The 22,474-nt window shown below is 31.9% G+C and carries 30 protein-coding genes; 18 read left to right on the top strand and 12 right to left on the bottom strand.

All coding sequences use genetic code 11. The features are described from left to right. Nucleotides 1-88: 88 nt before the first annotated feature. The 7 genes from traT to PF022_RS03610 all read right to left on the bottom strand — a co-directional run bounded on the left by traT (nucleotide 89) and on the right by PF022_RS03610 (nucleotide 4,725). A complete protein-coding gene (gene traT / locus PF022_RS03580) occupies nucleotides 89-700 on the bottom strand; it encodes a complement resistance protein TraT (RefSeq protein WP_271021501.1) in 612 nt (203 codons plus the stop codon). Then, nucleotides 697-1,674, bottom strand: a complete 978-nt coding sequence (gene hemB / locus PF022_RS03585) for a porphobilinogen synthase (protein WP_271021502.1) — start codon at nucleotides 1,672-1,674, stop codon at nucleotides 697-699. Before hemB ends, traT begins: the two co-directional genes overlap by 4 nt. Then, on the bottom strand, nucleotides 1,667-2,917 hold the full coding sequence (locus PF022_RS03590) for an ArsS family sensor histidine kinase (protein WP_271021504.1): 1,251 nt from the start codon (nucleotides 2,915-2,917) through the stop codon (nucleotides 1,667-1,669). Before PF022_RS03590 ends, hemB begins: the two co-directional genes overlap by 8 nt. Nucleotides 2,918-2,920: 3 nt before the next feature. Next, a complete protein-coding gene (locus PF022_RS03595) occupies nucleotides 2,921-3,610 on the bottom strand; it encodes a response regulator transcription factor (RefSeq protein WP_271021505.1) in 690 nt (229 codons plus the stop codon). Nucleotides 3,611-3,853: 243 nt separating this feature from the next. Next, nucleotides 3,854-4,252 (bottom strand): CiaD-like domain-containing protein, encoded by a 399-nt coding sequence (locus tag PF022_RS03600; RefSeq protein ID WP_271021506.1) that lies wholly within the window; start codon nucleotides 4,250-4,252, stop codon nucleotides 3,854-3,856. Further along, nucleotides 4,243-4,491, bottom strand: coding sequence for a tetratricopeptide repeat protein (locus PF022_RS03605; protein WP_271021507.1), 249 nt, complete (start codon nucleotides 4,489-4,491; stop codon nucleotides 4,243-4,245). The genes PF022_RS03600 and PF022_RS03605 overlap by 10 nt, the downstream gene beginning before the upstream one ends. A gap of 9 nt (nucleotides 4,492-4,500) precedes the next feature. Further along, nucleotides 4,501-4,725: a hypothetical protein gene (locus tag PF022_RS03610; protein WP_271021508.1), complete on the bottom strand. Its 225-nt coding sequence runs from the start codon at nucleotides 4,723-4,725 to the stop codon at nucleotides 4,501-4,503. A 122-nt stretch (nucleotides 4,726-4,847) separates the two neighbouring features. On the opposite strand from PF022_RS03610, the gene PF022_RS03615 reads away from it, so the two are divergent. From PF022_RS03615 to PF022_RS03700, 18 genes are all read left to right on the top strand, one after another. Then, nucleotides 4,848-5,639 (top strand): molybdenum-dependent transcriptional regulator, encoded by a 792-nt coding sequence (locus tag PF022_RS03615; RefSeq protein WP_271021509.1) that lies wholly within the window; start codon nucleotides 4,848-4,850, stop codon nucleotides 5,637-5,639. 10 nt (nucleotides 5,640-5,649) lie between these two features. Continuing rightward, nucleotides 5,650-6,414 carry a molybdate ABC transporter substrate-binding protein gene (gene modA, locus PF022_RS03620; RefSeq protein WP_271021510.1) on the top strand — a complete coding sequence of 255 codons (765 nt, stop codon included), beginning with the start codon at nucleotides 5,650-5,652 and terminating at the stop codon, nucleotides 6,412-6,414. After that, nucleotides 6,407-6,766: a hypothetical protein gene (locus PF022_RS03625; RefSeq protein WP_271021511.1), complete on the top strand. Its 360-nt coding sequence runs from the start codon at nucleotides 6,407-6,409 to the stop codon at nucleotides 6,764-6,766. Before modA ends, PF022_RS03625 begins: the two co-directional genes overlap by 8 nt. Before the next feature lie 4 nt (nucleotides 6,767-6,770). Beyond that, nucleotides 6,771-7,436, top strand: a complete 666-nt coding sequence (gene modB / locus PF022_RS03630) for a molybdate ABC transporter permease subunit (RefSeq protein WP_271021512.1) — start codon at nucleotides 6,771-6,773, stop codon at nucleotides 7,434-7,436. Continuing rightward, entirely contained in the window at nucleotides 7,433-8,338 is a 906-nt protein-coding gene (locus tag PF022_RS03635; protein ID WP_271021514.1) for a sulfate/molybdate ABC transporter ATP-binding protein, read from the top strand. The genes modB and PF022_RS03635 overlap by 4 nt, the downstream gene beginning before the upstream one ends. A gap of 38 nt (nucleotides 8,339-8,376) precedes the next feature. Beyond that, nucleotides 8,377-9,939, top strand: coding sequence for a class I SAM-dependent methyltransferase (locus PF022_RS03640; RefSeq protein ID WP_271022809.1), 1,563 nt, complete (start codon nucleotides 8,377-8,379; stop codon nucleotides 9,937-9,939). Nucleotides 9,940-9,959: 20 nt separating this feature from the next. Then, nucleotides 9,960-10,955: an ADP-glyceromanno-heptose 6-epimerase gene (rfaD, locus tag PF022_RS03645; RefSeq protein ID WP_271021517.1), complete on the top strand. Its 996-nt coding sequence runs from the start codon at nucleotides 9,960-9,962 to the stop codon at nucleotides 10,953-10,955. After that, nucleotides 10,952-12,469 (top strand): D-glycero-beta-D-manno-heptose-7-phosphate kinase, encoded by a 1,518-nt coding sequence (gene rfaE1 / locus PF022_RS03650; protein ID WP_271021518.1) that lies wholly within the window; start codon nucleotides 10,952-10,954, stop codon nucleotides 12,467-12,469. The genes rfaD and rfaE1 overlap by 4 nt, the downstream gene beginning before the upstream one ends. Further along, nucleotides 12,466-13,029, top strand: a complete 564-nt coding sequence (gene gmhA, locus PF022_RS03655; protein ID WP_271021519.1) for a D-sedoheptulose 7-phosphate isomerase — start codon at nucleotides 12,466-12,468, stop codon at nucleotides 13,027-13,029. The genes rfaE1 and gmhA overlap by 4 nt, the downstream gene beginning before the upstream one ends. Then, nucleotides 13,029-13,460, top strand: a complete 432-nt coding sequence (locus PF022_RS03660; protein WP_271021699.1) for a hypothetical protein — start codon at nucleotides 13,029-13,031, stop codon at nucleotides 13,458-13,460. Before gmhA ends, PF022_RS03660 begins: the two co-directional genes overlap by 1 nt. A gap of 442 nt (nucleotides 13,461-13,902) precedes the next feature. Next, nucleotides 13,903-14,715 carry an HDOD domain-containing protein gene (locus PF022_RS03665; RefSeq protein ID WP_271022811.1) on the top strand — a complete coding sequence of 271 codons (813 nt, stop codon included), beginning with the start codon at nucleotides 13,903-13,905 and terminating at the stop codon, nucleotides 14,713-14,715. Further along, nucleotides 14,708-16,819, top strand: coding sequence for an RNB domain-containing ribonuclease (locus PF022_RS03670; protein WP_271021521.1), 2,112 nt, complete (start codon nucleotides 14,708-14,710; stop codon nucleotides 16,817-16,819). The genes PF022_RS03665 and PF022_RS03670 overlap by 8 nt, the downstream gene beginning before the upstream one ends. Then, on the top strand, nucleotides 16,816-17,817 hold the full coding sequence (locus PF022_RS03675; RefSeq protein WP_271021522.1) for a DNA polymerase III subunit delta: 1,002 nt from the start codon (nucleotides 16,816-16,818) through the stop codon (nucleotides 17,815-17,817). Before PF022_RS03670 ends, PF022_RS03675 begins: the two co-directional genes overlap by 4 nt. 68 nt (nucleotides 17,818-17,885) lie before the next feature. Next, nucleotides 17,886-18,278 carry a 30S ribosomal protein S6 gene (rpsF, locus tag PF022_RS03680; protein ID WP_271021524.1) on the top strand — a complete coding sequence of 131 codons (393 nt, stop codon included), beginning with the start codon at nucleotides 17,886-17,888 and terminating at the stop codon, nucleotides 18,276-18,278. 15 nt (nucleotides 18,279-18,293) lie between these two features. Beyond that, entirely contained in the window at nucleotides 18,294-18,785 is a 492-nt protein-coding gene (locus PF022_RS03685; protein WP_271021526.1) for a single-stranded DNA-binding protein, read from the top strand. Nucleotides 18,786-18,795: 10 nt separating this feature from the next. Beyond that, entirely contained in the window at nucleotides 18,796-19,053 is a 258-nt protein-coding gene (rpsR, locus tag PF022_RS03690) for a 30S ribosomal protein S18 (protein ID WP_271021527.1), read from the top strand. 11 nt (nucleotides 19,054-19,064) lie between these two features. After that, entirely contained in the window at nucleotides 19,065-19,229 is a 165-nt protein-coding gene (locus tag PF022_RS03695) for a hypothetical protein (RefSeq protein WP_271021528.1), read from the top strand. Next, on the top strand, nucleotides 19,230-19,796 hold the full coding sequence (locus PF022_RS03700) for a D-glycero-alpha-D-manno-heptose-1,7-bisphosphate 7-phosphatase (protein WP_271021529.1): 567 nt from the start codon (nucleotides 19,230-19,232) through the stop codon (nucleotides 19,794-19,796). Between the two features lie 56 nt (nucleotides 19,797-19,852). Here the strand turns inward: PF022_RS03700 and PF022_RS03705 are convergent, their stop codons facing one another. Genes PF022_RS03705 through PF022_RS03725 form a run of 5 tightly spaced genes read right to left on the bottom strand, consistent with a single transcriptional unit; the run spans nucleotide 19,853 to nucleotide 22,469 of the window. Beyond that, nucleotides 19,853-20,632: a HesA/MoeB/ThiF family protein gene (locus tag PF022_RS03705; RefSeq protein ID WP_271021530.1), complete on the bottom strand. Its 780-nt coding sequence runs from the start codon at nucleotides 20,630-20,632 to the stop codon at nucleotides 19,853-19,855. Between the two features lie 27 nt (nucleotides 20,633-20,659). Continuing rightward, nucleotides 20,660-21,013: a hypothetical protein gene (locus PF022_RS03710; protein WP_271021531.1), complete on the bottom strand. Its 354-nt coding sequence runs from the start codon at nucleotides 21,011-21,013 to the stop codon at nucleotides 20,660-20,662. After that, the gene (locus tag PF022_RS03715; RefSeq protein WP_271022813.1) at nucleotides 21,013-21,750 is read right to left on the bottom strand and encodes a type II secretion system protein; all 738 of its coding nucleotides are present in this window, start codon (nucleotides 21,748-21,750) and stop codon (nucleotides 21,013-21,015) included. Before PF022_RS03715 ends, PF022_RS03710 begins: the two co-directional genes overlap by 1 nt. Then, nucleotides 21,737-21,958 (bottom strand): hypothetical protein, encoded by a 222-nt coding sequence (locus tag PF022_RS03720; RefSeq protein ID WP_271021534.1) that lies wholly within the window; start codon nucleotides 21,956-21,958, stop codon nucleotides 21,737-21,739. Before PF022_RS03720 ends, PF022_RS03715 begins: the two co-directional genes overlap by 14 nt. Further along, nucleotides 21,939-22,469 (bottom strand): MotE family protein, encoded by a 531-nt coding sequence (locus PF022_RS03725; protein ID WP_271021535.1) that lies wholly within the window; start codon nucleotides 22,467-22,469, stop codon nucleotides 21,939-21,941. The genes PF022_RS03720 and PF022_RS03725 overlap by 20 nt, the downstream gene beginning before the upstream one ends. Between the last annotated feature and the right edge of the window lie 5 nt (nucleotides 22,470-22,474).

Here is a 22,474-nt window from a genome sequence, read left to right on the forward strand (position 1 = left end):
AACACCTCTTTATTATTGAAAGCTCATAAAGAAAAATCAACAAAAAAGGAATGAAAGTATAACGAAAGAAGCTTAAGGGAGGTTGAAATTACTCCCTAAAAATTCCACTTATTTGTGAAGAGATTCTATCTTCTAGCATATTTACTATCTCACCTAATTGTAGATTACGCCTTGAAGCTTCGGCTATCATGGTTGTTTGCCTTTGTGTATAATGCCCATAGTTATTTATTTGCTTTATACTAACATCAACTTGCATTTGTATTATAGTATCCTCTGAAGCATGTCCAAGCAACGCACCAAGTGTAGCACCAGCTAATCCACTAAGAACCGCACCAGTAGCACCGCTATTATATCCACCAATACCAGCACCAATCGCACCGCCAATGATCGCACCATCTGCAGTATTTTCCTCTCTTTTTACATTGCAATACAAAATATTTGTCTGCAAAATAAATACTGCCTCATTTGGATTGTTAGTTACAAGATAGCCCATATTTTCGAGGCTTTTTACAAGCTTTGGTTTTAGATTCACATATTCGCCACTTGTATTGCTAACAGAAATAAAAATCACTCTATCATTCATATGCACAGGATCAATGAATATACTATTTGTCATACTCACATTGCTTTGCACTTGGTTTGTCGCACACCCAGATAATAAAAAAATAAAAAACGCTAATACAGAAAATATCCGAATCATAATTCACTCCTTAAAAGCATAGCAACCTCTTTAGCATGATAGCTAATTATAATATCTGCTCCTGCCCTCTTAAAGCCAACCATAGTCTCTAATAACACTCTATTATAATCAATAATCCCAGCTTTTTGTGCAAATTTTAGCATTGCATACTCTCCGCTTACATTATACACAGCTAACGGAAGTAGCGTCCTTTCTCTAATGTCCCTTACAATATCAAGATACGCTAAGGCAGGTTTTACCATCAAAATATCTGCACCTTGTGCATCATCTTCGATTGATTCTAATATGGCCTCTCTTCTGTTAGCTGGGTTTTGCTGATAACTCTTTCTATCACCAAAGCTAGGTGTGCTTTGTGCTACATCTCTAAATGGACCATAATATCCACTAGCAAACTTTGTAGAATAGCTCATTATAGGCAAATGACTAAATCCACCTTCATCAAGTGCTTTTCTTAAAGAATATATCATGCCATCCATAGCACCACTTGGAGCAATTATATCTGCACCGCTTTGTGCTAGTATCAAGGCTTGTTTGTCTAATATTTCCAAGGTTAAGTCATTATCTACGCTATTTAGTTTTGGATTTAAGATTCCACAATGCCCATGGTCTGTATATTCACAAAAGCACAAATCAACACAAACAAGCATATTTGGGAAGTTCTTCTTTATCTCTCGCACAGCTTTTGCAACTATGCCTTCATCATCTAATGCTTCACTTCCTATGCTATCTTTTATATTTGGAATCCCAAAAAGAATTATGGAATTTATCCCCAAACCTTGCAACTCTCCACATTCTCTCAAAACCTCATCAATGCTTAGCTGATAAACGCCCGGCATGGATTCTATTGTGTTTTTAATATTATTCCCAAGCACAACAAAAATAGGATAAATAAAATCTTTTATATGTAACGAAGTTTCTTCTACCATATCTCGCACAATAGGGTTTAGTCTCATTCTTCTTAATCGCTTAAACATCTTTTTCCTTTCTGCAAAAGTTTTGAACAACTTGCTTGATTGTAAATATATTATATCCATTGCTATGTTTATATTCTAGCTTTAATTCTTGGCTTTCTAACGTGCTATTTACAATATATATACCCAAGCCAAAACCGCCACTAGGATTTGAATCTTGCTTAAAAAAAGGCTTAGAATAATCCTTAAAATCTCCCTTTAGTTCTATTCCATAATTTTTAATCAACACATCTCTATCATTGACGATGATTTCTACTCTCCCATGTGTCTTATATTTTAAAGCATTATCCAAAAGATTCTTAACAGCTAAGCTAATCATCTCAAAATCAACATACAACAAATATTCATCTTCTGGCAAAATAAAGTATTCTCTAACTTGTTGAGAATCTAAAAGCAACATAGAAAAAACTTTATCCAAAATTTCACTTAAATAGTAACTATGTTTGTTTAATGCATGGTTTTTTGAGCTTAGTTTTTCTATATTGGCAAACTCATCAATTAGAGAATTCAAACGAATAAATACCGAACAAAGTCTATCTTTATACACAGAATCTTCTAACATTTCTGCGGTGATTCTGCCCTTTGTAATTGGAGTTTTTAGCTCATGCATTATTGCTCTTAAAAATAGTTTCCGCGAATTATTTAATGCATTTATCTTTTCTACTGCATGATTAAATTCATCTGCAACTTCACCAATCTCATCATACTGCTTAATTGGTATTGATATATTTGTATCACCATTGGCAAACTTTCTTATCTCTCGTCGCAATATTTTAAGTGGCAAGATACTCTTTATAACAAGGCCAAACAAAAAAACTACAACAAAAAATCCAACAAAGGTTAATATATAATAATTTAGCAATTTCGTTGTATGAAAATCGCCATACAAACTCCATGAAGTAGGCGTTTGTAACAATAAATATACTGCATGATCATCTTTGATTATTTTTGCATATACTCCATATTCTAAATTGTTAGCTAAATGATGAGAAAATTTTCTTAAAATATCAGAATCATTAATCTCATTTAAATCCAACTCATGCAAATACTTTTCTATCAAGTCTATATTTCCGCCAAATCTTACAAGCTGGTTTATGGTTGCTAAAAATTGATTGTATTTTAGTTGATTATTTAGCATTTCATTATTAATCTCTTCTCTTATGAAGTAATACGAAGAAGCACCCAAAAAAAAGATAGCAACTACAAATAAGATTGTAATTTTTATAAATATAGATGTTTTAAACATTACCTAGTCCGTATCGCCTTTTATTTGTAGCTTATATCCTATGCCCCGTATTGAATGTATATACTTTTGACCATTTTTTTCTATTTTTGCTCTAAGTCTGCCTATTATTACATCTATACTTTTATTTCCAGAATCTGGATTTATAGAATCTGCATTCATTGCTATTGCATCTCTAGTTAGTGCTTTATCTTTATTCTCCAACATGAAGCTAAGGATTTCATACTCTGCTTTGGTTAAAGGAAGCAAAGTATCATGCAAATATATTTCTCTGCTATCCTTGTTTAACTTAAATGGCAAAATTGACACTTGATTTTCATCTTGCTTAATGTTTTTATTATATCTTCTAAGGACACTATATATCCTAGCTACAAGCTCTTTTGGGTCATATGGTTTTGGCAGATAGTCATCAGCACCATACTCTAGTCCTAAAACTCTATCATCAACATCATTTCTTGCGGAGGTAATTATAATTGGTAGTTGTTTTTCTTTAGCTACCCTTCTGCATACTTCAAGCCCATCTAAATTTGGGAGTGTTAGATCTAAAAGAAGGAGGTCAAAATGTTGAGCGTTTATTGCACTCATACCCGTATAGGGCTCATCATAATTTACTACATTAATATCATGAGCTTTCAAGTATTCAGCAAGGATTGCAGCTAACTCTAAATCATCTTCTATCATCAATATTTCTAGCATGGCGTATTCCTATTTAAGAAAAAGGAGGATTGGGTATTTTAGGGGGGGTTATTTTATTAGGAATAACACCTGCTAGATTGATAATTTCAAAGAACTTACTCGCACTAATCTTCCTTAAACAAAGGAGGAGCGGATGAAAAACATCTTTTATAAAAACAAGCTTTTGCTTGTATCTCAAATCACTCATTTGAGATACTGAAATTATAAATCCATAAAGTAAATAGATAGTAAATAATAATTTTTTCATTTTGCACTTTTTCTTTCATCAATTATTGCTAGGGTAAATTCTAAGAAATTAAGTACCATGTCTAATTTTGCCTCTATATTTCTATTATTTGGAGATTGCAATCCTTCAAATAACACTAAGATTCTATCTTGCAGAGATTCTAAAAACTTTTCTTCTTCTAAGTAATATTTTTCTAATAATTCCTTCAACTCATCAGCATTTTTATAGTTTAATTTTTCTATTTTTCGCTTATATGCACTCTCTATCTGTGGAATCTCATCAAAATCATCACTAGGTATTATATCTAGCAGTGCGTCTCGCTCTGGTTTTCCGTCTATATTATCACTATCTTGTGAATAATCACCCTTTGTATCTATTTCTGCTAATGTCTGTAAAATCGCTTCTTTTAATTCCATAACTGCAATAACCACCTTTCAAACTCATTAAACTCTACCTTGCTATCCATCTTTATAAATAAATCTAACATATCAGAATTTGCCTTGCCATATCTCTTTCTATTGCTTGTTAGCCTATGTAATGCGATTCTAGCTTCAACATTATCTGGATTTTCTTTTAGTATTTCTTTGTAGATTTCTGCTGCTTCATGCCTATGACCCTGTATTTCATAGATATTTGCTAAAGTTAAAGTCTTCACTTAAATATCCTAAAAATCATCTTTATAAACTACAAGTTTTCTTCCATTCCAATACCAATCCTTGCTATAAAGGAACTTCTTAAAAGTCTCTGGCACTTTTAGAAAAAAGATTCTTTGCGGTTCAATATCATTAGATAACAACGCATGCTCTATGCTCAAAGTCAGATTTTCCAAGCTAGAAGCCTTTATCCCATCTACTAGAACTTCTTGGCTCTCATGCGAAATAATGGTCATAAGATTCCTTAAGATGTATTTATTTTTAACAATTTTTGATTATATCATGTTTTAACGCTTGACAAGCAATATATAAATTTATATACTTTGGTAGAACACTAAAGTTAAGGAATGATTGATTTATGGAAGTAGAAGGAAGATTTTGGATTAAAGAACAAGGCAAAAACTTCTTAGGGCATGGCAAAGTTGAGCTACTAGAGTTAATAGACAAAAGTGGCTCAATTTCACAAGCTGCCAAAACTATGAAAATGAGCTACAAAGCCGCATGGGATAGTATAGATAGCATAAATAAGCTATCAAAAGAGCCTTTGGTATGTGTAGTAAGGGGAGGTAAAAGTGGCGGCGGAGCAAAACTCACACAAAAAGGTCTCAAACTTATAAAAATATTCCGACAAATGGAAAGGCTCAATGAAGCATTACTTAATGTGTTTAAAAACGACTTAGAATCTTTAGAAGATTCTACAATAGAAAATCCACTACATTTTAGGAGCGTAACGATGAAAACTAGCGCTAGAAATCAACTACAAGGCGAGATAATCGAAATTAAAACCGGAAAAGTAAATGCTGAAGTAATATTAAAAACGCGAAACAATTTAACAATTAGTAGCATAATAACGATGAGTTCATTAGATGAGCTAGGGCTAAAAGTGGGCATGAAATGCTATGCACTAATAAAGGCAAATTGGATTGTAGTCTTTGATGAAAAGCCAAGCAAAATCTCAATGAAAAACTGCATCGAAGGCGAGGTAACAAACATAATTAATGGTGCTATAAATTGTCAAGTAGAGATAAATAGCAATGGTGAGAGGTTAAGTGCGATAATAACAGAATCCTCACAAGATTCAATAAAGCTAAACATCGGAGATAAAGTTTGGTTTGGCTTTAAGGCTAATAATGTAATTTTAGGAATTTAAAGGAGAAAAGATGAAAAATGTAATCAAAAAACTAACAATAAGCGTAATTGCTGGAATCTGCTTAAGCATTAATGCTAATGCAGAAGATATTAGGGTGCTAGGTGCAGCTTCGCTAAAATATGTGCTAGAAGATATAAAAAATGACTTTTTAAAAAACAGACCAAATGATAAAATAGAAATTTCTTACATTTCAAGTGGCAAGGCTTTCGCACAGATTCAAAATGGAGCACCTGTGCATTTGTTTGTATCAGCAGATACAGACTATCCTGCAAAATTATTTAAAGAAAATCTAGCACCAAACAAAGAAGAAGTATATGCTAAAGGCAAATTAGTGCTATGGAGCAATAATAAAAGCTTCAAAATTACAAAATTTGAAGATATTTTAAACAAAAACATAAAGCATATTTCAATACCAAACCCAAAACTAGCACCATATGGAAGAGCAAGCATGGAAGCACTAGAATCTACAAATATGCTAAAAGATGTAAAAGATAAATTTGTAACTGGTGAGAGCATAGGTACTGCTACAACTTATGTAGAATCAAACAATGCAGAAGTAGGCTTTACTGCACTATCAATGCTTGGTGAAGGCGGGATTAATACTCCTGCTATGAGCTTTGTAGCAATCGATGAAAAGCTATACAAGCCAATAGAACAAGCACTAATAATTCCAAATTTTGGTAAAGATTCTAAACTAGCAAATGAATTTAAAGACTATATTTTAAGTAAAGACGCAAAAGAAAAATTTATAAAATTTGGTTATAGCGTTGAATAAAATACAAGCAAAAGTTATAGATTCTAAGACTAGTGGAGATATTTCTCGCATAATTGCAAATGCAAATGGACTGATATTTTCTATAATACTCTTAGAATCTCGAAAAATAGGAGATATAATCACACTAGCCTTTAAAGAAAGCAATATCTTAGTAGCAAGAAATATACAAGGAGCTAACAATATTTTCGTTGCAAATGTGGAATCTTGCGAGCAAGATTCCATGTTTTTAAAGCTAAAGCTAAAAAGTAATAACTTACAAATAGAGGCAATTACCAATATAGATTCCAACTTTAAAGAGGGAGAAAAAGTAGTGTGGCATATTTTAGAGAGTGAAATAATGATAATAGAGTAGAGATATGGAATCTTTTTTACAAACCATGCTTTTAACTTTCAAAGTATCCATAATCACAACTGCTATATTACTTTGCATTGCGTTACCATTGGGATATTTTTTGGCATTTTATAAAAGCAAAATAACGCCGATTTTAGAAACCATAGTCTCAATGCCACTTGTATTGCCTCCTAGTGTGCTTGGCTTTTATTTACTAATTGCCTTTAGCCCACAAAATTTCTTAGGAGCATTTTTATTAGAATATTTTGATATAAAGTTCGTCTTTAGCTTTGAAGGTGTAATTTTGGCCTCTATTATTTTCTCAATGCCATTTATGATAAATCCGATTCAAGCTGGTTTCGCAAGTTTGCCAAAATCACTATATGAAGCAGCACTAACACTTGGTAAAAGTAGGATTGAGATATTCTTTAAAGTACTAATCCCAAATATCAAAAACTCGATCATAGTTGGAATTGTAGTTACATTTGCCCATACCATAGGAGAATTTGGCGTCATAATGATGATAGGTGGAAACATAGAAGGAGTAACTAGGGTTGCTAGTATTGCAATCTATGATGAAGTAGAATCTCTAAACTATGCACTAGCACATAAATACGCACTAACTTTGTTTCTAGTTACATTTTCTATCTTGCTCCTTACATTTTATCTAAACAAAAAAGACAAACTATGATAGAACTCAAATTTAAGAAGAATCTAATAAGTGCAAATGGAGATTTACTGTTAGATATAGATTGCAAAATAAACAAAAATGAACTAACAACTATATTTGGAAAATCAGGTGCTGGCAAGACAACTATACTAAAGATTCTAGCCGGACTTTTAACCCCAGAAGTTGGCTTAATTAAAGTAGAAGATGAAATATGGCTAGATACGCAAAAAAACATAAACCTAAAACCGCAAAATAGACAAATAGGATTCGTATTTCAAGACTATGCACTCTTCCCAAATATGTCTATAAGGGAGAATCTAGCCTTTGCAATACCAAAGCAAACAAGCAAGATACAAGCAAAAGAACAAATCGATGAAATACTAGAAATAACAGAATTAACAAACCTGCAAAAACTAAAGCCAAATATGCTAAGCGGAGGACAACAACAAAGAGTAGCGCTAGCTAGAGCAGTAATTAGAAAACCAAAGATTCTACTACTTGATGAGCCATTTAGTGCGTTGGATATAGAGATGAATGTAAAGTTAAGAGAGGAATTATTAAAGATACATAGACACTTTTCTCTTAGCACCTTTTTAGTTAGCCATAACTTTAGTGAGGTATTTTCTCTATCAAGCCATGTATTACATATGCAAAATGGAAAGGTTATAAAAAGTGGAACTGCTAATGAAGTGTTTTTACGCGGGATTCCAAGTGGCAAAGTTAGACAAAGTGGAAATGTGCTTAATATAACAGAAAATGGGATTTTTTGTATAGTTAGCATTCTAACCGGAAATGACATAATAAAATTAAGCATAACAAAAAATGAAGCAAAAGAGCTAAAAATAGGAGACCTAGTAATAATTAGCACAAAAGCCTTCAATCCTACAATAACAAAATTAACTAAAAATATTCAATATTTTTAGTTACAATTTTGCAAACTATACTTTACAAGGAAAATAGCATGGAATCTTGGAGCGATGGATATTTTACAAATACCGAATATACAGAGGGATATTATAAAGAAATTAGTCCTATGATGATTAACTTAAATCTAGCGTTAGCTGGAGTTGAAGTTGGAAATGAACATGATATAACACCAAAAGATGGCTTTAGCTACCTTGAGCTTGGCTACGGAATGGGAATTAGCATAACGCTGAATGCAGCAACAAATAATGGTATATTCTATGGGACCGATTTTACTCCAACCCACACACATAAAGCCAACATTTATGCTAATGGACTTGATAATATTACTCTATACAATGATAGTTTTGAGGAATTATTAGAAAGACTAAATAAAACTAGGCTAGAATTTGACTACATTGTATTTCATGGTATTTTCTCATGGATATCAAGAGAAAACCAAGACATAATACTAGAAATAATAAGAAAATTCCTAAAGCCTGGTGGTATCGTTTATAATAGCTACAATTGTATGCCAAGTTGGTCATCCAAAATGGCGTTGAGAGAAATTTTTAGAATGCATAATAGACATTATACAAATGCAAGCACAGGTGCACACGAATCTATTGCAAATTCTGCAAACTTCTTAAAGGAATTTATGGAAACAAATCCTATGTATTTTCAAGGCAATCAAATAGCGCAATCATTGGTCACACAACTCACTCAGAGCAATAACCATAAGTACTTAGGACACGAATATCTAAATTCTACTTGGGATATTTTTTATTTCCATGAGATAGCAGAAAGAATGCAAGATATGGCAAAGTGTAGCTATATAACTATGGGTGAGATATTAGAGCACTTTAACGAATGGACTTTAAGACCCGAATGGGTAAGCTATCTAAGCAATATAAAAGATAAAATATTCCAAGAACAACTAAAAGATTTTTGTTTGAATAGACAGTTTAGAAAAGACATATATTGTAAAGGAGTAGCATACACTAACCATAATACAGCAAAAACAAAACTATTAAATACAAAATTTGCATTAGTAGAACAAAAGGAAAAATTTTCTACCAAAATGCAATTCGTACTCGGGGAAGGGACATTAAAGAGAGAAAAATATGATAGCGTTTTAGAATATCTAGAATCTAAAAATTATACTTCAAAAACCGGTTGGGAGATTAGCGAAAAATGCAAATTACAATTCCAAGAATTGATGAGTATTTTAGCGATATTAATGCAACAAGGAATAGTATCGCCCGCACAAACCATAAGTGATACTATAAAAAATAGAACCAAAATATACAATCAAAACATAATTAAAAACAAAGAAAAATCAATCCTAAGTGCTTCATACATAGCTTCTCCTGTAACATGCTCTGCAATCGCAATTAACGATCTGCATAGATTCATGCTTGGATTTTACATGCAAGGAATAACGGCTGAAAATAATCTAATAACAAGAACAATAGAAAAACTAAAAGAGCTAGATTCAAAACCAATTAAAGATGGAAAAACACTAACAACCGATTCAGAAATCAAAAAAGAAATAACACAAATGGCTAACGAGTTTAAACAAAAAATAGGTATCTTTAAAAACTTAGGAATAATAGATTGAACAATTTGCAAGGAAAAACAATGAAATATACAGATGAAAGCCTAAACAATAAAAAGATTCTAATAACAGGTGGGGCTGGTTTTATAGGATCAAACCTTGCAATGTATTTTCAGAAATTCCACCCAAATGCTGAAGTTATAGTTTTTGATAGCTTTAGAAGTGAAAAGACATTTAGCAATGGAAATTTTAAATCACTAGGACATTTTAAAAACCTCTTAGATTTCAATGGGGAAGTAATAGTTGGGGATATTACAAATAAAGATGACTTAGCAAGGATTGATAAAATAAAGTTTGATTACATATTCCATGAAGCCGCAATCTCTGATACCACGGTTATAGACCAAGATGCAATATTAAGAGCAAATGTAAATGCCTATAAAGATCTACTAGAAATGTCTCTAAGACATGGAGCAAAGATGATATATGCATCAAGTGCTGGAACTTACGGAAACACTCAAGCACCAAACATAGTAGGACAAGGAGAGATTCCAGAAAATGTCTATGGATTTTCAAAGCTTTGCATGGACAAATTAACATATAAATTTTTAAAAGAAAATCCAGAGCATATAGTTGGCTTAAGGTATTTTAATGTATATGGAGAAAATGAGCTTTATAAAGGCAAAACCGCTTCAATGATATTGCAACTAGGAATCCAAGCACTAAAGAACAAAAAAGTAAGATTATTTAAAATGGGCGAACAAAAAAGAGATTTTGTCTATGTGCAAGATGTGGTAATGGCAAACATAAAAGCTATAAGTGGCAAAAGTGGCGTATATAATGTAGGAAGCGGAGAATCTAGAAGCTTTAATGATATTGTAAAATGTCTGCAAAATGAATTTGGAGAATTTGAAGTAGAATATTTTGACAATCCTTATAAATTCTTCCAAAACCATACACATGCGGACATAGAGCCAACCAAAGAAGCACTAGGATACAATCCAAGATATAAGCTAGAAGATGGAATAAAAGAATATGCAAAAAGCATAAAAGAAATTGCAGACAAAGGCGAGTTTTGAATCCAAAAATTTTAGTCGTTGGAGATTTGATATTAGACCACTATGTGTGGGGAGAATGCCAAAGAATCTCACCTGAAGCACCAGTGCAAGTAGTAAGCATAAACAAAGAAACACTAAGTTTAGGCGGAGCATGCAATGTAGCAAATAATCTAATCTCACTTGGTGCAGATGTGTTTATATGCGGAATGATAGGCGATGATGATGCAGGTGCTAAACTAAAAAATAGACTAGAATCTCTAAACATAAACACAAGTGGAATCTACACAAACAAAAATCGCCCAACAACACAAAAATCAAGAATCATAGCCTCAAACCAACAAGTAATAAGAGTAGATAAAGAAGACAAAAGCCAAATAAGCAATGATGGAGAAAAATTCATCTTAGACTTTACAACAACTATGATAGATAAAATAGACTGCATTGTGCTATCTGACTATCAAAAAGGTGTGCTAAGCACAAAACTAACACAAAGCTTAATACAACTAGCAAAACAAAAGAATCTAAAAATACTAATAGACCCAAAGGGACATGACTACTCAAAATACAAAGATTCAACACTTCTAACACCAAATAAAAAAGAAGCCATAGAAGCCACAGGAATAAATATAATAGATGATGAATCTCTACTACAAGCCTTAGAGAAACTAAAAAATACTTGCAACTTAGAATACTCATTAATTACTCTTAGCGAAGATGGGATTGCTATTTTGCAAGATTCAAAGCTTATAAAAGTGCCAACAATTGCTAGAGAAGTCTTTGATGTAACGGGTGCTGGAGATACGGTTATTGCCTCTTTAGCTTTCATGCTATCACAAAAGGAAGAGATTCTCCCTAGCATATATTTTGCAAATGCTGCTGCTGCTGTTGTTGTTAGCAAAGTTGGCTCTGTTGCTACAAACAAAAAGGATATTTTTACATATCTATATGATAATGATTTGCTTGATAGCTCACTTGTTAGCACTAAATTTATGGAAGCATTTAGCCAAGATGGCGCGAAATTCTTATCAAATTTCCACAAAATAGTGCAAAGAAAAAAACCAATAAACCCACAAAACAAACTAATTACAAAAGATGATTTTGATAATTTTTTAGAATCTCTAACCAAGCTAACAAATCTAAAGATTGTTTTTACAAATGGTTGCTTTGATATACTGCACATAGGACATATTAGCTACCTAAATGAAGCAAAAAAGCTAGGAGATGTGCTAATTGTAGGGCTAAATAGTAATTCTTCTATTAAAGCCATAAAGGGGAATGATCGCCCAATTAATAATGAACTAGATAGAGCTTATATGCTATGTGCATTAGAATGTATTGACTTTGTAATTATATTCGATGAAGAAACTCCATTTAATCTAATAAAACAAATAAAGCCAAACATTCTAGTAAAAGGTGGAGACTACAAGAATAAAGAAGTTGTAGGAGCAGAGTTTGCAAATGAAGTAAAACTAATAGACTTCATAGAAGGAAAAAGCACAACAAACATAATAAACAAAATAAAAGGAAATCAATGAAAGAACATATCCTAAATGAAATAAAAGAGCATTTATTAGTAGCAAACAAAATGGAAAGTCTAAGTGATGATATACAAAAAGCAGCAGAAATGTGTATAGAATCTCTAAAAAATGGTGGCAAGATTCTACTATGTGGCAATGGCGGAAGTGCTGCTGATAGCCAACATATAGCAGCAGAATTAATAGGCAGATACAAGTGTGAGCGACCATCTATCCCTGCTATTGCACTTACAACTGATACTAGTGCTTTAACTGCCATTGGCAATGACTATGGATATGAATTTGTATTTTCTAGACAATTTGAGGGCTTAGCAAACAAGCAAGATATATTATGGGGAATTTCAACTAGTGGAAATAGTCAAAATGTAATAAACGCACTACAAAAAGCCAAAAAATTAGGAGTAAGAACAATAGGCTTTAGCGGACATAGTGGTGGCAAGATGTCATCTTTGTGTGATGTATTATTAATATCCCCAAGCAATGACACACCAAGAATCCAAGAAATGCACATATTAATGGCACATATTATTTGCGATTTGATAGAAAGAGCGTTTAAGTGATGTTTTTTACAGAGTTTAAAGAGGCTTGTAATTTTGAACTCTCATTAAATAAACATCTATTAAACATGCTACAAAGCAGTGGCATAAGGGCAAATCTTGCTGATTTGCACCTAGATGAAGATGGCATATATTTTACATTCCCAAATGGAAGCACAAAAAAAATAATGCTATATCAAAGCAAGATTCAAGAAGGATTCTTTAGAAGTAATGGAGACCCATTTGTGCATATATGCAAATGCAAAGAAAGCGAGATAAATCTAAACAACCAAGACTTTACCGCCATTATTAACTATGATATGAAGTTCTTTATAGGGATATATTCACATAGAACGCAAATTAAGTTTTACAACGACAAACCATTATCAATCTGCCCACAATGTAAAATAACGCTAGATAAATTCGGAAGTTTGCAAAAATTTTTAGTAGATTGATAAATTTGTCCCATAGTAGCCCCACATAACAAAGTGGGGTTTGCTATATAAAGCTACTACGATTTTTAAAGAGAGAGATTAAAATTATAATAAGTATTCCTTAAAATAAAATTATATTTTTATAAATTAAAGAACTTATTTTTTATTTATCAGCCAAATTAAACCCAATAAACTTAGGCTTAATGGTTACTAATATATTTTACTTTATTATTATTTATTTATTATTATTTATTTATTAATCAAATTTTTATTTATTAAAGTATAAAATAATGTTTAAAATTTTATAAATAAATAATAGTTTTATTTTAAACATAAAATATTTATCTTGTTGTATGTAAGAAATCACATATTTTAGACATTATGCAATTGTGTATTAGGATTTTATGTTATTATTTATTTATAATTATCACAAAATAATAGGGGGGGGGGGCGACCTAACCTAATGGAAAGCCAAATTATGCAAGATATAAATTCTCTACCGCCGTTGTCTAGCACTATTACAAAGTTACAATCAATATCTTTAGAAAAAGATACAAGCATAAAAGAAGTTGTATATATAGTCCAAGAAGATCCATTCTTAAGTGCAGATATAATAAAAAGTGCAAACTCTCCAATATATGGATTCTCACATAAAATTACTTCAGTGACACAGGCAATAAGCCTATTTGGAATTGTAACAATAAAAGGTTTGGCAATTTCAAGCGTTATAAGATCATCATTTGAAATAGACTTAGAACCATATAAGCTAGATACGGAACAATTTATTAAAATATCTCTAACAAAAAGTAAATTCATGCTTCAATGGTATAAACACGAGATTAAAAAACTAGAAATACTAATGCCAACTTCATTGCTTATGCATATGGGAATGGTGATAATATCAGAATACATAAAAAAACTTGGCAAAGCAAAAGAGTTCAAAGCACTAATAGATGAAGATCACTTTTTAAACCGAGAGCTACAAATAGCAGGTAATACACAATATGAAATACTAGAGCTATTATTTAGTCATTGGAATTTTGAAGAGACAATGGTAGAGACTATGCGTTTTTTATATTCAAACGATGTGCCAGATTCGCTAAAGCAATATGTATATCCACTAAGAGTGCTAAACACTATAATTACTCCATACAAAATAGCTACACAAGAGCAAATAGCTGAATGTATAGACTTAATAGAGGAATATGAATTGGATATAGCTTTGTTTAATGAAGCTTTAGTAAAGATACAAAATATGGACTTGGGGAATGCTTGAACTTGCAAACCTACTAGAGAGAGGAATCCCAAAGAAAAAAAAGTTAGCAAGAGTATTTGAAGAATCTTTAGAAATCCTAAAAAAACACAACGCAATTATTTTGCATAAATTCAAATACTATTTGCACAAAGATTACTGCATAGGGACATTTAGCCCTACAAAGCAAGGCTATGGATATGTAATACCACTAAATGGCTCACAAGACATACTAATAGAAAAAACAAACACAAACAACGCCACTAAAGATGATATAGTCCTAACAAAAATAACAACAAATTCCCGCAAAAAAAAGGGAAAAATAATAACAAAACTCCAAACAACGCAAAAATACGCAATATGCTACATAGAAAAATACAAAAACAACTATATAGCAATAAGCATCCCAAATGAATTAGCCTACAAAATAAAAGCAAGTAAAAAATCTCTAGATTCTCTCCCAAAAGATACGATTATAAAAATCAACCAAGATAATGGAGAAATAGTAGAAATACTTGGTGCTATGAGCGATCCAAAAATAGATGAGAAAATCTCTCTAAGTCTATATGATAAACATGAGGGATTTTCGCTTAATAGCGAGATTGAAAGTCAAAGCTTTAAAGAAGCAAGATTAAAAGACTTTAAAGAAAGAGTGGATTTAAGCTCTCTTCCTTTTTGCGTGATTGACCCCGATGATGCAAAAGACCACGATGATGCTATATGCTATATAGAGGATAAATCAACTCTATATATAGCAATCGCAGATGTAAGCTACTATGTAAAAGAAGAATCTCCACTAGATGAAGATGCAAGACATAGGGCATTTAGCATATACTTTCCCCACAAATCAATACCAATGCTACCACGAATCTTAAGCGAAGGACTATGCTCACTACAACAAAACAAACTAAGATTAGCAATGGTATGGAAAATAAAACTCCATAAAAAGAATCTATCCATATTAAATAGCGAACTATTTGAAGCTGTAATTAAAGTAAAGTCAAAGCTAACATACAATCAAGTAGATGAGTTTTTTGACACAAACAAAAAGATAAAAGGCACTAATTGCGATATGCTACTATCCTTGAAGGATACAACACAAAAACTAAGGGCAAAACGCTTAAAGAGTGGGTTTGACTTTAGAAATGATGAGACAAGATTGGAGCTAGATAAAAACCAAGAACTAAAATCAATCAAACAAAGCAAACAAACAGCCTCCCACCAATTAATAGAAGAATGTATGCTACTAGCAAATATACAAAGTGCCAAATTACTAGAATCTAAAAACACCAAAGTAGATTCAAGCCTAAAGCTAGGAATATACAGAATCCACGCCTCACCAAAAAAAGAAAGTTTGCAGAATTTATTTTTAGAACTAAGATTGCTTGGGATATGGGATAAAGGAATCCCTGCCCAAAAAGACCTGCACAAAACAATACTAAAAATACAAAAAATAGCCAACAAAAAAAACCTAACACAAGAAGTAGATAAGCTAATAATAAAATCAATGCAACAAGCAAATTATGCAAGTCATAATATAGGGCATTTTGGCTTGGGGTTTGAATCGTATAGCCACTTTACTTCTCCGATTCGGAGATATAGCGATCTTGTGCTACATAGAATCTTAAAACAAAAGATAAAACTAGAAGAAAATATAACAATAAAAGAATCTCTCCCAATGCTATGCGAACATCTAAACAAAGAAGAAAGAAACATAGCCAAAATAGAGTGGGATTTTAATGATAGAAAATTCGCTAGATTCTTAAACACAAAAATATCACAAAGCTTTGATGGAATAATAATAGATGAGCAAACGCCACAGCTAGTATCGCTAAGACATAAAATGCTACTTGGCGCAAGAGTAATAGCCCTAAAAGGCAAGGGTGTGAAGTATCAAAAAGTAAGAATCCAAATAATAGATGTAAATTTAAAAACTGCAAAAGTTTATGGAAGAATAGTAGAATGCTACAATGAAATATTAGGGCAAAATTACACTGATGAAACATATATAAAAAATAAGATTCTAGAAAACAAGAAGAATCTAAAACAAAAAGCAAAAATAAATGCAAAACAAATAAAGCAAAACATAAAAAATAAACCCAAAAAATCAAAAAAGAGATATAAATGACAAAAAAAGAACTAGAATCAAAAATAACAGGAAACACAGAAATAAAAGCAATAATGCTATATGGTGAGGATTCGTTTCTAATAGAATATTATGGAGAAAAACTCGCACAAAAAGCATTAGCAAAAGATTGTCAAAAAAATACATTTTATTTTGGTGAGTTCAACTTTGAATCTGCACTTTCTTGCTTTTCTTCTGGGTCGTTGTTTGGAGAGCTATCACTAGTATGGATAAAAACAGACAAAAAAATCCCCAAAAAACAACTAGATACACTAATAAATACACTAATAAAAAATGAAACTGGATATTTGATACTTGAATTTCATCAAAGTGATAATCAAAGTGCCGCAAAATACGCACTAGATTATAAATCAATGATACCTAGCTTTAGAGGCAATGGGGTGTTTGAAGCTAGGCTTTTTGCACCAAACCTAAATGAATCTATGAGTATTTTAAAAGAATATGCAAAGAAACTAAATATACAAACTAGCGATTTTGTATTACGAAAAATACTAGAACAACAAAGCAACAATCTAGGGCTTAGCATAGCGGAGATGAGAAAATATAGCATATATGATGAAGAAATAAACTCACAAACAATAGATGAGCTAGGATATTCTTTAGGAAGTGTAAAGTGTGAAGAAATTTTAGAGTTGCTACTCTATAAAAAGCCGTATTTTGAGGCATTAAATCACTTTTTAGAAAAGGGATATGAAGAAGTTATGCTAATACAAGAGATAGAAAAGTATTTTTTTCAACTATTTTTATTCCAAAGTCATACAAAAATATACGGGAGCGTGGCTTCTGAAGATGTGCTTGGATACAAGCTTCCTCAACATATATTTGATAAAAAAAGATTCCTAGCTACAAAATTAAATGAAATGCAATATGAGCAAATATTTTTAATTTTAAACACATGGAGACATGATTCTATAAGCGGAAATACAAAGACTAATGGGTTTTTAAGGGCATTAATAAAAATTCAAGCAATTTTAAAGTAGAATTTATCCTTTTATTTTAAAACCTTGCTCTTTTTGAGAGAAAAAGGGCGATAACCAAAAGGAGAAATATGCGTTTTTATGAGACTATGTTCATTGTAAAACCAACTTTAACACAAGAAGAAATCAACCAAAAAATAGATTTCTACAAAGCTACGATACTAAATCACAATGGTGAAATTAGTGCTACACTTGATATGGGTATGAGAAATCTAGCATATGAAATTAAGAAAAACAAACGCGGTTATTACTTTGTGATTTACTTCAAAGCTGACCCTAGCTTAGTTTTAGAGCTTGAGAGACTTTATAGAATAAATGAAGATATTTTGAGATTCATAGTAATTAAATATCAAAGCAAAAAAGAGCAAAAAGCTTGGGAAAGTCTTGTGGATAGAGCCATAAACAATAAAAAAGCAACTCCACTAAAAGAAGCTAAAGAAGAGAAAAAAGAAGAAGCACAATAGCTTTAGGATAGCCTTATGTTTAATAAAGTCATTTTAGTAGGGAATTTAACGCGTGATGTTGAGCTTAGATATTCACCAAGTGGATTGGCAGTATCAAAGATCAATCTAGCAACCAATAGAAAATATAAAAAACAAGACGGCACACAAGCAGATGAAGTGTGCTACATTGATGTAAATCTATTTGGAAGAACTGCAGAAGTGGCAAATCAATACTTAAAAAAAGGTTCTCAAGTTTTAATAGAGGGGCGTTTGGTGCTGGAGAGCTGGACTGATAACACTGGTGCTAAGAGAAGTAAGCACTCCATATCAGCTGAAAGTATGCAAATGCTAGGTAGAGCCTCCAAAGACGAACAAAGTGGCGGTTATGGGGAGTATGGTTCGGATAACTCTTATAGTAGCAATGGCTATGGTGGAGATGGATACAAAGAAAGCTATCCACAAAGACAAAACACAAAAGAACCAGAAGTGCCCGTTATTGATATAAATGATGAAGAAATACCATTTTAAAGGATAAAATATGGCAGAAAAAAAGAGATACTCAAAGAGATATTGTAGATACACTGAAGCAAAAATAGAATTCATAGACTACAAAGATGTAGATATGCTAAAACACTCATTATCAGAAAGATATAAAATAATGCCAAGAAGGCTAACAGGCAACTCTAAAAAGTGGCAAGAAAGAGTAGAAGTTGCAATCAAAAGAGCAAGACATATGGCACTTATACCTTATATCGTAGATAGAAAGAAAGTTGTAGAAAACCCATTTAAACTATAAAGGGAGCGGTAGTGAAAAATCCAAGCAAGGCTATGCTTAGCCTATTAGCTGGAATCTTCACTGCACCATTTATATTATCACACCATAAACAATCCCACACAAACACAATTCACGCATGTAAATACATATTTTTCTATCATCTTATAATTAAAAGATTTTTAAGGATTCTAAACTAAATGAAAAAAAGAAAAGTAGTATTTTTTGATAGAGACGGAGTGGTGAATTTAGAAGATGAGCCATATGGATACAAAATTGAAACATTCTATTTTGCACCACATTTCATGGAATTATTTTTAGAGCTCAAAAAGCTAGATTCTCTATGCTTTGTAATAACCAATCAATCAGGCATAAATAGAGGGATTTTTACGCAAAAGGACTTTGAGATTCTAAGCTCATTTATGCAAAATTGCATAATCTCAAACCTTACCATTCCACTTAGAGAGAGTGGTTTTGTGCCAGAGAATATAGCATTTGATGGAATCTACTTCTGTCCGCATACAAAAGAAGAGCAATGCAACTGCAGGAAGCCAAAAAGCACAATGATACAAAATGCAATAAAAGACTTTGGCATAAATTTAGAACTCTATGATAGCTATATGATAGGGGACAAAGATACAGATATGGTAGCAGCACTAAATGCAAATATACAAACACGAATCCTAATTGGAGATGAACCAAGCACCAATCACACACATAGGATACATATCCTAAAAGAGGCAATGGATATTATACTCCTACGATAAATTTAGAGCTTAAGCTCATCTAAAAATACAGAATTACTCTTTGCTCTATTGCAATATTAATACAAATCAAAATCTAATTGTGTAATTCCACTATTGCCACATACCCTACAATTCATATTTCTTTTTACTTCAATTTTTCTAAACTCCATATCCCTTATATCACAACTTAGTATTTGGTTAAAAAGTGGTGTGCCAACTCCTGTGATTATTTTGATTGCTTCATTAGCTTCTATGCAACCAAACATTCCAGCGACACTACCTAATATCCCAACACTAGCTCCAGTTGGCACTTCTCCCTTTGGTGGTGCATCAAACAGACAAGCATAACAAGCACTAACTCTAGGCTTGATACTCATAGCCTGTCCGCAAAAATGCAATGCACTAGCCCTTATTAAAATCTTATTAGCCAATACACACGCATCATTTATCAAAAATTTCGAAGAAAATGCATCACAAGATTCAATAACCAAATCATATTCACTAATTATATTAATTGCATTTGTAACACTTAGCCTTTCTATAACAATATCTATTTTTATATGCGGGTTTAATGCTTGGAGTTTTTCTTTTGCAGATTGTGCTTTGTTTTTATTTATGTCATTTGTATTATGCAATATTTGTCGTTGCAAGTTGCTATACTCTACAATATCACCATCGCATATGCCTATATGGCCAACTCCAGCTGCTGCAAGATAATACAACACCGGCGATCCAAGCCCACCAGCTCCAACTACAAAAACTTTTGAATCTCTTAGCTTTTTCTGACCCTCTATACCTATCCCGCTAAGCAGAATATTCCTATCATATCTTTGTAACTCTTCTTTGCTAAATTCCATATATATCCTTTTTGTTTATTGTAACAATTATGGGCTAAAAATAAAGTCTTCTCTCCTAGAAGATTCTAGCGTATTTATATCTTCTCCAAAAATATCAACCAAATACACGCTTTTATCAACAAGCTTTGAATCAAACTCCAAAATAACAGCCTTATATCTGTATTGCTCTACATTATAGGAGACAAAAGCATATCCATTCTCAAAGTAAATTTTATTATTTGATATGCTATCTTTGATCCTCTCTTTAAAAGAGACAAAATATAAAGCAAAAAAACTTGAATCTTCATGCTTACCATACATTTCAAATTTTAAAGTCAAAGCTATAAGCATTCCACCAAGTAAAATAAAAAACAAAAATGGCAACAAAACAAATGCCCTCATTACAATACCTCACTATGCAATACATCGCTAAAGCATACCTCATCTACACACAGCTCCACTACATAGCCAAAATCCAACCTCCTAATATTAAAGCTATCATATTTATCAAGAATAGTATATTCTTCTTTGTTTCTTACTAGTTTTAGCGAATCTTGTAGCAAAATTTCTGTTTTATCTTTTATAAAATACAAATACGGCTTTATTTTTTCTCTATTTTGCAAAAATGGGGGCATGGTGCTAGTTAGATTCTTATGAGTTAGACTAATAACTTTTGCTCTAAATTTATTGCTATAAAAATCATTTGGAAAGATAAAACTCTCACCTACAAAAATAACCTCTAAAGATTCATTATACACATTACAATTAGGCATAAACCCACTTCTTAAAGTTAAAAACTCTAAACTAAGATTGGAAGCAAGCTTGATAGATTCTGGATTAAACACATTAATCAAGCATGGAAGCATTGAATCTTTATAATATTGCCTCTCTTGTATTTTTTCATAAAATACTATCTTATCATCTTTTATATACAAACTTTCCAAATACGCACTATCTAGTATTTTTTTAAGTTGCAAAAGTGCATTTTTGTGAGATATGGTTTTGTAATATTGTGTTTTTTCTATTTCATATTTTTTATAAATATACAATAAAGACTTAGCACCTAAAATTCCAATTATAGAAATAATAACAACACAAACTAGAATCTCAAATAAACCAAATGCTCTATGGTATATCATAAAATAAAAAATTATTTCTAACATTTGATACAAACACGCACTTGTCATAAGTATTGGTGCAAATTGGTATCAAATTTATATCTTGTATCTTTACTGCGTCTATTCTTATTTCAGCACTTTTTATAAATACTAAAACAATAAAGCCCACAAGAAAACACACAGCCACCATTTCTAGTAGGCTAAAAGCTTTATTCTTCTTTCTTGTCAAAAGGAGGTCCTTTTTGGATTATTTGAGTAAGAGTTGCCGCTTTTTGTGGATTCATCTTGGAAAGTATTTTGCTCATTACTTTTGTATCTAGCCCAAAGAGTATCTGTGCTGCCTCACTTTCTGGCAAATTCTCCAAAATAGCAGCAGATTTTGAATCTTTCATACTAGAATAAGTATCATTTAGTTTGCTTCCTGTCGCATTTTGTATTTGCTTTAAAATCTCTTCATTTTTCTTTAGCAAACTAGCAATTCTTTGTTCTTTTTCTTCTATTTCCTTTTTTTGATTGCTAACTTCTGCTTCCCTCTTTTTTAAATCAGCATCTTTTTGATCTAGCACACTTTGAGTAGCACTTTGCAAGGCCTGCAATGCTTGTTGTTGCTCATCTATTTTTTCTAATTCTTTTAAAATCTCATCTTTGCGTTGCTCAAATATGATATTACAATCAACCACATTTCTACCCTCTTGCGCAAAAACAACAAAAGAAAAAATAAAAAAACTAAAAACCCTCATAAAAA

The sequence above is a fragment of the Helicobacter sp. WB40 genome, from assembly GCF_027859275.1.
GTDB classification, from domain to species: Bacteria; Campylobacterota; Campylobacteria; order Campylobacterales; family Helicobacteraceae; genus Helicobacter_D; species Helicobacter_D ibis.